This is a genomic window from Bacillus sp. CH_48 (assembly GCF_038008465.1).
GTDB lineage: Bacteria > Bacillota > Bacilli > Bacillales > Bacillaceae_G > Bacillus_A > Bacillus_A thuringiensis_S.
In genome coordinates, this window is the sequence record NZ_JBBOZF010000001.1 from 1,758,585 (window position 1) to 1,773,213 (window position 14,629).

A 14,629-nucleotide genomic window follows, 5' to 3' on the forward strand; every position below is an offset into this window, starting at 1 on the left:
CTTAAAAGAAATTTTAAGGATAATTTTACTATTTTAGTAGATTAGTGCAAAAATTATTGATAGATAAGGAAGATAATAATGAAAATAGCTGTAGCTGGAACTGGATATGTTGGATTAGTAACTGGTGTGTGTCTTGCAGAACATGGACATTTCGTTTCTTGTGTAGATATGAATGAAGACAAAATACAACTCTTAAAATCTGGAAAATCTCCAATTTATGAGCCAGGGCTTGAAGAGTTAATGGTTAAAAATATGGATAAAATTAAATTTACTACAAATTATAAAAAGGCTTATAAAGATGCTGATGTTATTTTTATAGGTGTGGGGACCCCTGAGAAAGCAGATGGTTCAGCTGATTTACAGTATCTTTATTCGGTAGCGGTTCAAATTGCAGAAAGTGTTGAAAAAGATTGTATTGTAGTGGTGAAATCAACAGTTCCTATTGGTACTAATGAACGGTTAGAATACATTATCAAAAATAATCTTATGAATGATGTGGTTATACATGTTGCATCAAATCCAGAGTTTTTATCACAAGGTTCGGCAGTTAGGGATACATTACATTCTTCAAGAATTATTATCGGGGCAGAAGAAGAAAGTGTAGCGGATATTTTAAAAGAAGTATATAAAGATTTTGGTGCACCTATATTGGTAACGAGAAGACGAAGTGCAGAAATGATTAAGTATGCATCTAATGATTTCCTTGCGCTTAAGATTTCATATATTAATGAAATTGCTAACCTATGTGAAATTGTCGGTGCTGATATTGATGATGTAGCTAAAGGCATGGGATATGATAGTAGAATAGGGAATAAATTTTTGAATTCAGGTATAGGTTATGGTGGTTCCTGTTTCCCAAAAGATACTAAAGCGTTACATTGGTTAGCTAATTTCCATGACTATGAATTAAAAACGATTAAAGCAGCTATAGATGTTAATGAGAATCAAAAAATAAAATTAATCAAAAAATCACGTAAATACTTTGAAAGTTTAAACGATGTAACAATTGCTGTTTTAGGTTTAACCTTTAAACCAGGGACAGACGATTTAAGAGAGGCACCATCTTTAGTTAATATACCTATTATGTTAGACGCTGGAGCGAATGTGAGGGTTTGGGATCCGGTTGCTTTTGATAGGTTTAAGGAAATGTACCCTAATGAAATAACATATTGTGCAACTATTGAAGATGCATTATTAGGAGCAGATATATGTTTTATTTTTACTGAATGGGAAGAAATAAAAGATTTTGAAATATCTAAGTATGGGGATTTAATGAAAAATCCAATAATTATAGATGGAAGGAATTGTTATGAATTAGATATTATCAAAAAGGATAATGTTATTTATGATTCCATTGGAAGAGAGACGATTAATAATTTAAAATATAGCATGTCCTAAAATCTAGAATATGTATAACGGTTAATGATAGTTGAATAAGTATGAGGGAATTTTTCTATATTAGTTTAGTTTGGTAAAATAGGGTTTTTATTTCTATGCAATAAAAACCCTATTTTAATTTGGAATCTTCATACTCTATACGTCAGTGTTATTTGGGATTTGGGGTATAGGAGAGAAAACTGCATATGCTTTTGTTTATACAGTTTCATGTAGAATGTAATTATTGTTTTTTTCTTTGAATTTTGCACTAGCTGGTATAAGAAAAAAGTTTTGTTTTGGATACTTGGTATTACCTTATTTGTTGGTGGCCTAGATATGTCGATAGCAACTGTAGAAAAACTCTTAAATATCCCTAGCAATTATTGTATCGAAGTGAATATGGAGGGATTTAGAGATATTGTAGCTGTAGTAGATATTAATAATGTCTTAGAGTTTTCCTTGGAAGAAAAGTGTTTTAAAAAAGGAATATTCACTTAACTGATGATTAAGCTTTAGCTTATGCATGCATAGAGAAGAGCCACATGGTGACTTTGGTCATCAAATGCGTCAATGTCAAGTTATGCAAACTTATCTTCGTTAGCTCATTATGTAGAGATGCTTATAGCAATTCAACAAAATGTGAAAATAAACTTAATGCAAGATTAAAATACTTAGTATGCAAAAGAATCATAAAGATTGCTTGAAAAAAAGTGAAGATATTCAAATCCCAGGTGATGGTCATAAAGCATCTGATAGTATCTACTATTATGTTTCAGATTTAGCGAAACAAAATTTAACAAATAAATTACGAACACATCTTGACTTAAATAAGTGAAAAAAACAATTCCTTTGGAAGGAGTTGTTTTTTTGTAGGCTTATATTGTGAGATAAATAGATAAGTCGAATTAATGAATAAGAAAGTAGTACTTGCCTTATTTGTTTTTATGTTGTTTGTCACTTCAATTGTGAACGATAAATTATATTGAGATAAGAAACTCGCTAATGCAACGGGAAAAATGAGTGAATTAAAAAAGACAACGCATTGAAGCAGAAGATGGTGGAGGAAAGAAGATAGTAAAAAGAGAAAAAAACAAGATAAAAAGGTAATGAATCCTGTTATTGTTGGTGATCAAGTTTTTTTTCTGAGAAAGATGCCTGAATATCTAATTTGATTTTATTATAGGTACTATTTATTACCTATAATAAGGGACATGATAATTCTGTAGCTAATACCTAGAAAATGCAGAAGGTAATACGATTATAATTCATCCATCAAAGAAGAATTTAGCTTCCCTAGTGAGAAAAGATATGATATTTAGGCATAATATGTAACAAATTATTTTGTGTCTACATAAAAAATAGTTTAAAGAGGAGATTGTAAATTAAATAATTTCTGCTTTTTTTAATAAATTATAGCAATGGAGGTTTAATTATGAGAATACTTGTAACAGGTGGAGCAGGATATATTGGTAGTCATACATGTGTAGAATTACTAAATAGCGGTTACGAAATTATAGTAGTGGATAATCTTTCGAATAGCTCGGTAGAATCTATAAATCGAGTGAAAGAAATAACAGGAAAACAATTTAAGTTTTATAAAGAAGATGTTTTAAATCGCGAAGCGCTTGACGCAATTTTTGAAGAAAATGCAATTGAAGCAGTTATTCACTTTGCAGGATTTAAAGCTGTAGGGGAGTCAGTAGCAATTCCATTAACATATTATCATAACAACATTACAAGCACGTTAGTGCTATGTGAAGTAATGCAGAAACATAATGTAAAGAAGATAATCTTTAGTTCATCTGCAACTGTATATGGTATCCCGGAAACGTCACCGATTACGGAGGAGTTTCCATTAAGTGCAACAAATCCATATGGTCAAACGAAATTAATGATTGAGCAAATTATGCGTGATGTGGCATTTGCAGATGCAGAATGGAGTATCGCATTACTTCGCTATTTCAATCCATTTGGTGCACACGAAAGTGGGCGTATCGGAGAAGATCCAAATGGAATCCCAAATAACTTAATGCCATATGTAACGCAAGTAGCAGTAGGTAAGTTAAAAGAATTAAGTGTATTCGGAAATGACTATCCAACGAGAGATGGAACAGGAGTCCGTGATTACATCCATGTTGTGGACTTAGCAAATGGTCACGTAAAGGCGCTTGAGAAAGTACTGAGTACAACAGGAGTAGATGCTTATAACCTGGGCACAGGCATGGGCTATAGTGTATTAGAGATGGTTGAAGCGTTTGAAAAAGTTTCGGGCAAGAAAGTCCCTTATAAAATTACAGAACGTCGCCCAGGTGATGTGGCAGTATGTTTTGCTGATGCATCGAAAGCAAAGCGTGAATTAGGCTGGGAGGCAAAACGCGGATTAGAAGAAATGTGTGCAGATTCTTGGAGATGGCAGTCTGAAAATAAGACTGGATATCAGAAAGTTAGTAACTAGAGAATAGGTTATAGGTGCTAAAACTTTCATTGAGTTATTAATATAGTTTGGCTTAAAAATTGAATTACATGTATAATGTATTTTATATTTTGTAGTCATAATAATTTGATAGCGGTACCTGAAGAAAGAAGGTTAAAAGCATGAAAAAGAAAATCTTATTTTGGATATTAGGAATCATAGGAGTATTAATTATAGGTGGAGGAGCTTACGCTTATAATATATATTCTTCTGTTTCAAAAACATTAGATGAAGTTCATAAACCATTAAAACGTGATCAAGGTAATAAACAAGAAGAAAAAATCAATAAATCTGAACCTGTTTCAATTTTACTATTAGGTGCAGATGAGCGTGGTGGAGATAAAGGACGTTCAGATTCTTTAATGGTCATTACATTAAACCCTAAAAACAATTCAATGAAAACAGTAAGTATTCCTCGTGATACATATACAGAAATTGTTGGAAAAGGTAAAAGTGATAAAATTAATCATGCGTATGCATTTGGTGGCGTAGACATGTCTGTAGCGACAGTAGAAAAATTCTTAAATGTTCCAATCAATTACTATATTGAAGTAAACATGGAAGGATTTAAAGATATTGTAGATGCAGTAGGCGGGGTCGATGTTAATAATGATTTAGAATTCTCCCTGGAAGGGAAACACTTCCAGAAAGGGAATATTCACTTAACGGGTGACCAAGCTCTAGCATATACACGCATGCGCAAAGAGGACCCACGAGGCGACTTCGGTCGTCAAATGCGTCAACGCCAAGTGATGCAAGCTGTTATTAAGAAAGGCGCAACTTTCTCTTCTTTAACAAGTTATGGTGATGTGTTAACAGCAATTCAAAAGAATGTGAAGACAAACTTAACGCAAGATCAAATGTTTGATATGCAAAAGAATTATAAAGATTGTCTGCAGAATAGTGAAGATATTCAAATCCCAGGTGACGGCCACAAAGCTGCTGATGGTATTTGGTATTACTACGTTCCAGATGCTGCAAAACAAGATTTAACGAATAAATTAAGAGCGCATCTTGAAGTGACTAAGTAGTATGTAATAACCCAACTCCTTTGGAAGGAGTTGGGTTTATTTTTGCGTGAATTTATATTAGTATTATATATTGTGAGATTAATAGATGAGGTGAATCGATGAATAAGAAAGCGATACTTGTCCTTGTTATTTTTGTATTGTTTGTTGCTTCGATTGTGAGCGGTAAATTGTACTGGAATAAGAAAGTTGCAAATGCAACGGGACAAACGAGTGAAGTAACGAAAACAAAGGCTGAAGTGAAAGATAGCGGAGCGAAGAAAGAAGAGAAAAAGGAAGAGAAAAAAGAAGAGAAAAAACAAGATACGAAGTCATCTTTTAATGAAGCATATGCGAAGAATTTGCCAGATGCAGTGAAAGAGAAGTTAAAGAAAGCTGCGGAGGATAAAAAGGCAGTAAATCTTGTTATTGTTGGTGATGAAGGTTCTTCATCTGAAAAAGGTGCTTGGGCAGCTAAGTTAACGGCTAATTTAGAAGCTGCTTACGGTAAAGGTTTATGGAATGTGGCTGTAAAGGAATATAAGGGTGAAAGCACAGAAGAGTTAATCGTGAATAAGCGTGATAAAGAGATCGCGAAAGAGAATCCAGATGTGATTTTATTTGAACCACCATTTATTACTGATAACGGTAAAACTGGTAATGGGAACTCTGTTGCGAGTACACAGAAGTTTGTTCAAGCACTTTCTACTAGTGCAAAGGGTGCTACGATTATGATTCAACCATCAAATCCAGTGTATGGTGCGAAAAATTATCCGAAAGCGATCGAAGCATTAAAACAATTTGCGACGCAAAATAATTATACATATATTGATCATTGGGGAGCATGGCCGGATGCATCGACAAAGGCTATTTTACCATACTTAAAAGAAGAGTTTGGTTTCCCAACTGCTAAAGGTCATGAAGTTTGGGCACAATATGTAACGGATTATTTTGTAGCTAAATAATAAAAGGGGAGAGGGTATCGTCGACAAAATATGTTCGACAATACCCTCTCTTTTTTTGTACGATTTTTGCTATACTAAACTGTACTATAATACATGATGGAAGGAGGAGAATGATGAAAATACTTGTGGTTGATGATGAATCGAGTATTCGTAATTTGATTCGGATGCAGTTGGAGATGGAAGGTTATGAAGTATTGGCAGCGGCTGATGGGCGAGAAGCTTTAGAGCGATGGAATGAAGGGCCGGATGTATTGATTTTGGATGTTATGCTTCCGGATACGGATGGGTATGAGTTGCTTCGTTTGTTCCGTGAGAGGGATAGGGATATTCCGGTGCTTATGTTAACGGCAAAGAGTCAGATGAATGATAAGTTGCTTGGCTTGCAGCTTGGTGCTGATGATTATGTGACGAAGCCGTTTAATTATGCGGAACTTATTCTTCGGGTTAAGAATATGGCGCGGCGTGTAAAGAAGACGGAGACGGCTGTAAGTCATGAAGTAATTGAGGCTGGAGAGATAGTGATTTGTCCTAAGGAAAGAAAGGTACATGTGAGTGGACAAGAGATTCAGTTAACGTACCGAGAGTTTAATTTATGTCAGTTGTTTGTTTCAAATCCGCAGCGTGTGTTTATGAGGGATGAGTTGCTTGAGAAAGTATGGGGGTTTGAGTATATCGGAAATACGAGAGCAGTTGATATTATGGTGCAGAGACTTCGAAAGAAGCTTGGGACGAGCGGAGAATATATTAAGACAATTTATGGCGTTGGCTATAAACTGGATTGTTAAGTGGTGATGGTATGTCTTTAAAGCGAAATATGGTGTTTGGAATAGTTGGGCTGTTAATTCCGATTTTTGTTCTTTTATATGCAGTTGTTTATATTACGTTAGAAAAGAATATGTATCATAACGCAGCAGATTCTTTAGAAAAGTTAAGTGTAGAAGCACAAATTTATACGATGAATTATTTAGAGAAGGAAGCAGAAGTGGATACGCTTGGTCCTAATTCACTTTTAATTGCGTCGTATTTAGCGAAGCGTATGGATGTCCGTGTGCAGATGATCGGGAAGAATGGCGATGTTGTTGCAGATACACAAAAAGGAGCATTGCTTCACCGTAACATCGACATTGAGAGTTCCTTGAAGGGAAAGAAGTCTTATGTTTTTGAGGAGGCGGATCCAGCTCCCATTCTTTTGTTTTCAAGCCCGGTTTATTATGGAAACGATGTCATTGGAAGTATTCGTTTTATAAATGAGTTAACGGGTGAGAAGGAAGTTTTAACAAATGTGAGCTGGACATTCTTAATGGCGTCCCTTTGTTTAGTAGCTGCGGGTATTTTCTTTGCGATTCGTTTGGCGAAGTCTCTTCATAAACCAATTGATCAGTTGAGACAAATGGCACAGCGGCTCGCGAATGGTGATTATAAGAGTAAGATTGAGTTAAATGAGTACGTGGAAATCGCTCAGCTTTCAGCATCTTTTAACGCGATGGCCGATGGAATTGAGCTGCATATTAAGCAATTGCAGGAGGAGAAAGAGAAGCAGAAAGATTTCCTAGACCGCATTACGCATGAGCTGAAAACACCGCTAACGGCAATTATCGGTTATGTTGATTTAATTCCGAAGTTACAATCGAAAGAAGATGTACAGGAAAGTCTTCGTTATGTGGCTGTGGAAAGTGAGCGTTTATTATCACTTGTAGAGGAACTGCTTAAGTCTTCGAAATATGGGAAGAGTACGTTTGAAGTGTCTCCTACAGTTGTGAATATAAAGGAATTGGCAGAAGAAGCAGTTTCAATTGTGAAGCCTCGCCTAAATCAATTTGAAATTGAAGTGATAAATGAGTTAACGGGTGTACATGTTGTTGCGGATTTTGATAAGACGAAGCAAATTTTCTTAAATGTGCTTGATAATGCAATTAAATATAGTGATGCTTCGCACATTCGTATGAATGTAATTGTAAATGAGCATGAGGCGAAGGTTTTTGTTCATGATGATGGGATCGGTATAGATGAAATGGTGCTTGCAGAGTGGAATGAGTCTCCGAAAGGAAAGGCACTTCCGTCTAGTTACGGGAATGGTTATGGTTTGTATATTTGTCAGGAGATTATGAATAAGCAGGGCGGAAGCATGCGGATTGAGAGTAGTGAAGAAATAGGTACTACAATATTCATTACATTTTTGCTTCCGAGAAGGATGGAAGACATAAAAAACTTGAAAGCGGTTAAATGATACATTTATGAAACAATTATGCGGTATTTTCGAAACAACGTTTTTTTATCTTGGAGGTAGGCAGAAATGAAAAGGCTATCATTTCAAATTCTTATGTTTGTCATTTGTATGATTGTTTCTCTTGTTTTGTTTTATGTTATGGAGAAGCAAATATATAATCGAATCAACATTGTAAATGATAAACAAGCCGTTTTACAAAGGGTGAATGAATCTCTTCCAATTGAAGTGAAAGTAAGACATGAAAAGTGGGGAGAAATTGTTGTAACGGATGAAGTTCGTTTGCATACGATTGTTTCATTCTTTGACCGAATTCGAATAGAGCCTGAGGGCGTTAAGAGCCAAGAACAAGTATTTACTGGAGAAGTAACGTACTTGAATGGACATAAGCGTACTTTTGCAGTAGGTGACTTGTTCCAGTATGGGGAAAATGTATACGGAAAGAATGGCATGGATCCGATGATTTCAGCACTTCAAACGTATTTATTAAGCCTGTATTACACGCCAGAGCGTATTAGTGATTTCTTTGCTTCGGCAAAGGATGTCGTAGTACGTCAAGGTGATGTGGTACGTACTATCAATCTTACGCACATACTTGATTCTATTCGGTACGCAAAGCAAATTACAGATTACGGAGAAATTCAGAAGTTATTACAATCGCAGAATGAACCGATTGCTTATATTACAGCTTATAAAACAGGTAAGCGTGTAAAGAATGATCGTGAAGATATTCTTACGATTTCTGTGTATCCATCGTACTTTGTGGTGCAATATCTCGGTGATAATAACGGAAACGTCATGTATATGAAAGGCTCTCTAGCAGAGTTATTCGTAAAGGAGAATGCGTCATGAGAAAGATAGCCTTTTTCTTCTTTTTGCTAGTAATTGGAGGAGCGATGTCTAGTTGCTCTCGAGATACAACCTCTATTAAATATAGTAAAAATGGTCTCCCTATTTTGGATGATCGTCATATTGTTGCGTATGTAGCGGCTCGTGAGGAAGTTGGTGAAGCGTTACTTTCATCATTTTGTAAGCCACGCAGATGTACGTATGAATTTATTCGTCTTTCAACAGAAGAACTTCTTCGTAGAGTGGAAGAAGAAGCTGGCAATCCGAAGGCGGATATTATTATTGGCGGTACAGTAGATGCGCATCAAATGATGAAGCAAAAAAATCTTTCTATTCCTGTGATAAGCCAACATGCAAATCGTATTTCGAAAACCGTTAAAGATAAAGATGGTTATTGGTACGGTTATGAAGTGGAGAAGCTGGCAATTGCGATTAATAAAGAGCGGTGGAACGAGGAAATAGCGCCGCTCGGTCTCTCGTATCCGTTAAGATGGAAAGATTTATTGAATCCAGTATATAAGGGAAAGATTGTCATGCCCGATCCAAATGTTTCAGGTACAGCATATACGTTTTTTCAATCACTTATTGATACATTAGGTGAAGAGGAAGCGAAGGAATATGTGAAGAATCTGGCAGAACAAGTTGGAGAAGTAACAGTGAATGGTTACATCCCAGCAGAACTTGTTGCGAGCGGTGAATATATGATAGGCATCAACTTTATGGGAGATCAGAGAATGCTTCAAAAACAAGGCTTTCCTATTTTAAGTAACGAACCTGAGCAAACAGGGTTATCCGTTAATGCGATTTCTAAACTAAAACGTGCACCGAGTGGTATTATTGCGGATTTATTTATTGATTATTGTTTATCAGAAGAAGCGGGTCACATTTTAGAAAAAGTGTCGTTTGGCGTACCAACGATGTTTGCGAAGAATGAGAAAGAAATAGAAGGACAGCCGGTTAGAAGGACGAACCAAAATATATCAAATAGCGGGATAATCGAGATATGGAATAGACAGCGTCTCTCTCTGAAGTGAGAAAAGGAGACGAAAATATATGTTTAAATGGCTCAAGCCAGCACCTGCAATTGAAAGATTGCCAGCGGATATGATCGACCGTGTATATCGATTACTACGTATTCGTGTGTTAATCGGGATTTCAGTTGGATATGCTGCTTATTATTTAGTTCGTAGTAACTTTACGTTATCAAGTACGTACTTAGTACAAGAATATGGTTTTAGTACAGCTGAAATTGGTCTACTAGGTTCAATAATGGCAATTGTTTATGGATTTAGTAAGTTCTTTATGGGGAATTTATCAGATAAAGCTTTCGCCCAGCGCTTTATTGCAGTCGGTTTATTCTTATCAGGGCTTGTAAATATTTGTTTTGGCTTTGCATCTTCATTTGGGATGATTGTTACATTACTTGTTGTTAACGGTATTGTACAAGGTATGGGAGCACCACCTTGTAGTATTGTTATGACGAAATGGTTCTCGAAGAAAGAACGCGGTACGAAAACAGGTCTTTGGAATATTTCACATAACGTTGGTGGAATGCTTGTGCCACCACTTGTCGGAATTGGTGTAGGTATTTTTGGTGAAAACCATTGGCAAGGCGGCGTGTTTATTTTCCCTGCAATTATCGCAATGGTAATTTCAGTTCTTGTTTGGATTAATGCGAAGGATACACCAGAATCTGAAGGTCTTCCTCCAATTGATGAGTATCGTAATGACTATGAAAATCTTGAAAAAGCAGATAATGCTAACAAGATGTCACCAAAAGAAATTTTAATGAAGTATGTAGTGAAAAATAAATTTGTATGGTTCTTATGTATTGCAAATGCATTTGTTTATTTAATTCGTTTCGGTGTTATTAACTGGGTTCCACTTTATTTAACGACAGTTAAAGGATTTTCAAAAGCAGAAGCGCATGCGGCATATGCAATCTTTGAAGGTATGGCAATTCCAAGTTCATTAATCGTTGGTTTTTTAAGTGATAAATTATTTAAAGGAAAACGTATGCCATTATGTATTATTAGTATGGTTGGGGTTGTTATTGGTACGTTTATATATTGGCAAGCAACTAGCGTACTTGTTGTAAGTATTGCAGTTTCTATTATCGGTTGTTTAATTTATGTACCACAGTTCTTAATCGGTTTAAGTGCAATGGAATTAGTACCGAAATTTGCAGTAGGTACGACAGTTGGTATGTGTGGTTTATTCGGTTATGTAGGCGGAAGTCTTGTAGCTAACGCAGCAATTGGTGTTATTGTTGATCGTTCTGGCTGGGATGGTTGTTTCATCTTACTATTAACAGGAGCGGTTTTATCAACAATCTTCTTATTTATTGTTCAACGTGGACATGAGAGAAAAGATCCTAAAGTAGCGTAATATTTTGTTTGAAAAAGCTATCCAATTATTATTTTGGATGGCTTTTTCTATATAATATAATCTTTCCTTAAATCTATCTTAAAAGATATAATGTCATATTTCTAATCATTGGAATTTTTGTTACAATATAAATGGATGTGTAAAACTTTGTAAAAATAATGTAATAATATGTAATCTGTTTTCAGAAAGTTTTATACAATTTTTATATTAAACTATTAAGTTATAAAAGGGAGCGAGAATATGTTACCAAATACGGTTCGTACTCCAAACAAGAAGAAGAAATGGATTATTATTGGGGTTATTGCACTAATTGCTATTGTAGCGGCAATTAATATTTTTGTTATGCAAGGTAAGAAGAAGGGGGCATCAACAACGTCTGATGCTGTAAGTTTTGAGAAAGTGACAGAGCGTAAGCTGAATAATACGAAGTTAATTTCTGGTCAGGTGAAGCCTGGTAATATTGAAAGCTTCTATGCAGATCCGGCTAAAGGGAAAGTGAAAGATATTGAGGTAAAAGAAGGGCAAGAGGTAGAGAAAGGTACGAAGTTATTCTCTTATGATAATGAAGAGATTAACCTTCAAATGAAGCAAGCTGAGCTTGATCAGAAGATGGCAGATATGCGTTATGATCAAGGGAAAAAGAAGATTGATTCGCTCAAGAAAGAAATTAAGAAGGCGAAAGATAGCGGAGCTGGGAAAGAAGTAACGGATCCGATGGACGAGCAAGTAAGTGAGCTGGAGATTGCTCAAAAGACAACTGATCTTGAGAAAGAAAAAGGGAAGTTGCAGAAAGAAGAGTTAAGTAAGAAGCAGAAAGAGCTTACGATTTATAGTAATTTCGCTGGTGTTGTTCAAAAGTTAGATAAAGATGCGGCACAAAGTTCATCTCAAGCGTTAGGTGGTCAAGGAAAATCGTTTTTACAAGTAGCTTCTAAAGACCCATTCCAAGTTCAAGGTACGTTAACTGAGCTTCAGAAGTCACAAATTCAAAAGGATCAAACATTCACTGTAACAGCGAAAGCAAATAATAAGAAGAAGTGGACAGGTAAGATTACAGAGGTAAGTGAGTTCCCAACGAGTGCAGAGATGGCGCAAGCTGGCGGCATGGGTGAAGCAACTCAAAATATGTCTCAGTATACATATAAAGCAAGTCTTGATAATCAAGATGGTTTATCTCCAGGTTACCACGTTTCTCTGCAAGTAAACTTAGAGAATAAGACGATGATTGCTGTTCCAAGTAAAAGCATTGTAGAAAAAGGCGATGATGCATTTGTTTATGTTGAGGAAAAAGGGAAGCTTCGTAAACAAAATGTGAAAAAAGGTTCTACTGATGGAGACTGGACAGAGGTTGTAGAAGGCGTAACAGTGGGGCAAAAGGTGGTTAAAAATCCTTCCGACGATGTGTATGACGGAATGGAAGTGAAAGAGAAATGATTACGTTAAATAATATTGCCAAAACATATTATCAAGGAAAATTGGCGGTGCCGATTTTGCATGGTATTAGTTTAACGATTCAGAGCGGTGAGTTCGTTTCGATTATGGGACCGTCTGGTTCTGGTAAGTCAACGCTTATGAATATTATTGGTTGCTTAGATCGTCCAACAGAAGGCGAATATAAGCTGAATGACGTGAATATCTTAACAGCAGACGAGTCAAAGCTTGCTTTAATTCGTAATGAATATATTGGGTTTGTATTTCAGCACTTTAATTTACTGCCTCGTCTTTCCGCGGTGGAAAATGTTGAGCTTCCGCTCGTATATGGTGGTGTGAAGAAAGCGGAGCGTCGTAAGCGCGCTTTGGAGGCGTTAGGTAAAGTTGGATTGGCAGATCGCGTGCATCATTTACCGAATGAGTTATCAGGTGGACAGAAGCAGCGTGTAGCGATTGCAAGAGCGATTGCAAATAATCCAACGTTCATTATGGCCGATGAACCGACTGGTGCACTTGATACGAAGTCTGGTGAGCAAGTTATGGATATTTTCACGAAGCTTAATGCAGAAGGCACAACAATTGTTATGGTTACGCATGAAGAGGAAGTAGCAGCGTATTCTTCCCGCCGCATTGTACTGCGGGACGGGAAAGTTACAGAAGATAGAAGGTGTGCGGTATGAGTTTACTAGATAGTATAAAAATTGCCCTCTCTTCTATTTTAGCTCATAAATTGCGTTCAGCTCTTACGATGCTCGGTATTATTATCGGGGTAGGTTCAATTATTACTGTCGTTGCGATTGGGCAAGGCGGGGAAGCTGCATTGAAATCGCAGTTTGTTGGGGCAGGTAATCAAACGGTTCCGATTCATTATAGTGCAGATATAAACGATCCTTTCGGTATGGGAATGGTAGAAGCACCGAAGATAACTGAAGAAGACATTTTTGAAATTAAAAAAATTCCAGAGATCGCACATGTGGTAACAACAAATTCCAGCATGGAACCACTTGATATTGAAGATAAAAAAGAAATGGTGAGTATTACTGGATTAGATAGCGAGTACTTTGCAGTAAATAAAGTAAAGTTGTTAAAGGGACGTTCTTTACAAGAATCAGATGTGGATCAAGGTAATAACGTTGTTATGATTAGTAAACAAATGGAAGAAAAGGTGTTTAAGGATGCCAATCCAGTCGGTAAAATTATTGAAATGAAAGGTCAACCGATGCAAATTATCGGTGTCTACAAATCAGATAATGAGTTTATGGGAATGGGACCATCAGAAGCACTAGTTCCAATTTCATTATGGCCGACACTGTATGGAAAAGATGAAATTCAAAATATTTCTGTTCAAGCAAAAAATGTAGATAATCTAGAAAAAGCAGGTAAAAAAGCTGCAGATGTCTTAAACAGTCGTAAACCGACTGATGCAACTGGTAAATATGAAGTTATGAATTTAAAAGAAATTCAAGAAGGTATTTCGAAGATGACCGGTATTATGACAATGATCATCGGTGGTATTGCTGGTATTTCATTAGTCGTTGGTGGAATTGGTGTTATGAACATCATGCTTGTATCTGTAACGGAGCGTACACGTGAAATTGGTGTACGTAAAGCACTCGGGGCAACACGTAGTAAAATTTTATTACAGTTTTTAATTGAAGCTGTTATGTTAACACTTCTAGGTGGTTTAATCGGAATTGGTCTTGGATACGGCGGAGCATATATCGTTTCCACATTCGCAAAATGGCCACCGCTCGTTTCGTGGGAAGTTGTCGTTGGAGGCGTACTGTTCTCGATGACACTCGGTATTATTTTCGGATTAATTCCAGCAAATAAAGCTGCGAAATTAGATCCAATTGAAGCATTGCGTTATGAGTAATTAATAGTGTAGTAGAACTACACATTACCGTTCTAATGG

The 14,629-nt window shown here is 36.2% G+C and carries 12 protein-coding genes and 1 pseudogene; all 13 read left to right on the forward strand.

All coding sequences use genetic code 11. From position 1 onward, the window contains the following. The first annotated feature begins 78 nt into the window (after positions 1–78). The 13 genes and pseudogenes from N2V92_RS08650 to N2V92_RS08710 all read left to right on the forward strand — a co-directional run bounded on the left by N2V92_RS08650 (position 79) and on the right by N2V92_RS08710 (position 14,590). Complete coding sequence (locus N2V92_RS08650) at positions 79–1,398, forward strand: UDP-glucose dehydrogenase family protein (protein WP_042596738.1); 1,320 nt, start codon at positions 79–81, stop codon at positions 1,396–1,398. 303 nt (positions 1,399–1,701) lie between these two features. After that, positions 1,702–2,212, forward strand: a pseudogene (locus tag N2V92_RS08655) (LCP family glycopolymer transferase); the annotation flags it as partial. 597 nt (positions 2,213–2,809) lie between these two features. Continuing rightward, on the forward strand, positions 2,810–3,832 hold the full coding sequence (galE, locus tag N2V92_RS08660) for a UDP-glucose 4-epimerase GalE (protein WP_042596736.1): 1,023 nt from the start codon (positions 2,810–2,812) through the stop codon (positions 3,830–3,832). Between the two features lie 140 nt (positions 3,833–3,972). Continuing rightward, positions 3,973–4,881, forward strand: a complete 909-nt coding sequence (gene tagU / locus N2V92_RS08665) for a polyisoprenyl-teichoic acid--peptidoglycan teichoic acid transferase TagU (RefSeq protein ID WP_000727054.1) — start codon at positions 3,973–3,975, stop codon at positions 4,879–4,881. Between the two features lie 98 nt (positions 4,882–4,979). After that, positions 4,980–5,822 (forward strand): SGNH/GDSL hydrolase family protein, encoded by an 843-nt coding sequence (locus tag N2V92_RS08670; protein WP_042596735.1) that lies wholly within the window; start codon positions 4,980–4,982, stop codon positions 5,820–5,822. A 113-nt stretch (positions 5,823–5,935) separates the two neighbouring features. After that, positions 5,936–6,607 carry a response regulator transcription factor gene (locus N2V92_RS08675; RefSeq protein WP_000699556.1) on the forward strand — a complete coding sequence of 224 codons (672 nt, stop codon included), beginning with the start codon at positions 5,936–5,938 and terminating at the stop codon, positions 6,605–6,607. 11 nt (positions 6,608–6,618) lie between these two features. Further along, positions 6,619–8,049 carry a HAMP domain-containing sensor histidine kinase gene (locus N2V92_RS08680; protein ID WP_042596733.1) on the forward strand — a complete coding sequence of 477 codons (1,431 nt, stop codon included), beginning with the start codon at positions 6,619–6,621 and terminating at the stop codon, positions 8,047–8,049. 66 nt (positions 8,050–8,115) lie between these two features. Beyond that, on the forward strand, positions 8,116–8,898 hold the full coding sequence (locus N2V92_RS08685) for a DUF3919 family protein (RefSeq protein ID WP_000826618.1): 783 nt from the start codon (positions 8,116–8,118) through the stop codon (positions 8,896–8,898). Continuing rightward, the gene (locus tag N2V92_RS08690; RefSeq protein ID WP_042596732.1) at positions 8,895–9,929 is read left to right on the forward strand and encodes an ABC transporter substrate-binding protein; all 1,035 of its coding nucleotides are present in this window, start codon (positions 8,895–8,897) and stop codon (positions 9,927–9,929) included. Before N2V92_RS08685 ends, N2V92_RS08690 begins: the two co-directional genes overlap by 4 nt. A 19-nt stretch (positions 9,930–9,948) precedes the next feature. Then, positions 9,949–11,283 carry an MFS transporter gene (locus N2V92_RS08695; RefSeq protein ID WP_042596730.1) on the forward strand — a complete coding sequence of 445 codons (1,335 nt, stop codon included), beginning with the start codon at positions 9,949–9,951 and terminating at the stop codon, positions 11,281–11,283. Between the two features lie 240 nt (positions 11,284–11,523). Next, positions 11,524–12,717, forward strand: a complete 1,194-nt coding sequence (locus N2V92_RS08700) for an efflux RND transporter periplasmic adaptor subunit (protein ID WP_042596728.1) — start codon at positions 11,524–11,526, stop codon at positions 12,715–12,717. Continuing rightward, positions 12,714–13,394 carry an ABC transporter ATP-binding protein gene (locus tag N2V92_RS08705; protein WP_000631619.1) on the forward strand — a complete coding sequence of 227 codons (681 nt, stop codon included), beginning with the start codon at positions 12,714–12,716 and terminating at the stop codon, positions 13,392–13,394. The genes N2V92_RS08700 and N2V92_RS08705 overlap by 4 nt, the downstream gene beginning before the upstream one ends. Beyond that, positions 13,391–14,590, forward strand: a complete 1,200-nt coding sequence (locus N2V92_RS08710; RefSeq protein WP_000054346.1) for an ABC transporter permease — start codon at positions 13,391–13,393, stop codon at positions 14,588–14,590. Before N2V92_RS08705 ends, N2V92_RS08710 begins: the two co-directional genes overlap by 4 nt. The last annotated feature ends 39 nt before the right edge of the window (positions 14,591–14,629 follow it).

Coding starts and splice junctions, on each gene's coding strand:
- N2V92_RS08705 (WP_000631619.1), top strand. CDS start 12,714: ATGATTACGTTAAATAATATTGCCAAAACATATTATCAAGGAAAATTG.
- N2V92_RS08680 (WP_042596733.1), top strand. CDS start 6,619: ATGTCTTTAAAGCGAAATATGGTGTTTGGAATAGTTGGGCTGTTAATT.
- N2V92_RS08710 (WP_000054346.1), top strand. CDS start 13,391: ATGAGTTTACTAGATAGTATAAAAATTGCCCTCTCTTCTATTTTAGCT.
- N2V92_RS08670 (WP_042596735.1), top strand. CDS start 4,980: ATGAATAAGAAAGCGATACTTGTCCTTGTTATTTTTGTATTGTTTGTT.
- N2V92_RS08700 (WP_042596728.1), top strand. CDS start 11,524: ATGTTACCAAATACGGTTCGTACTCCAAACAAGAAGAAGAAATGGATT.
- N2V92_RS08690 (WP_042596732.1), top strand. CDS start 8,895: ATGAGAAAGATAGCCTTTTTCTTCTTTTTGCTAGTAATTGGAGGAGCG.
- N2V92_RS08650 (WP_042596738.1), top strand. CDS start 79: ATGAAAATAGCTGTAGCTGGAACTGGATATGTTGGATTAGTAACTGGT.
- N2V92_RS08675 (WP_000699556.1), top strand. CDS start 5,936: ATGAAAATACTTGTGGTTGATGATGAATCGAGTATTCGTAATTTGATT.
- tagU (WP_000727054.1), top strand. CDS start 3,973: ATGAAAAAGAAAATCTTATTTTGGATATTAGGAATCATAGGAGTATTA.
- galE (WP_042596736.1), top strand. CDS start 2,810: ATGAGAATACTTGTAACAGGTGGAGCAGGATATATTGGTAGTCATACA.
- N2V92_RS08685 (WP_000826618.1), top strand. CDS start 8,116: ATGAAAAGGCTATCATTTCAAATTCTTATGTTTGTCATTTGTATGATT.
- N2V92_RS08695 (WP_042596730.1), top strand. CDS start 9,949: ATGTTTAAATGGCTCAAGCCAGCACCTGCAATTGAAAGATTGCCAGCG.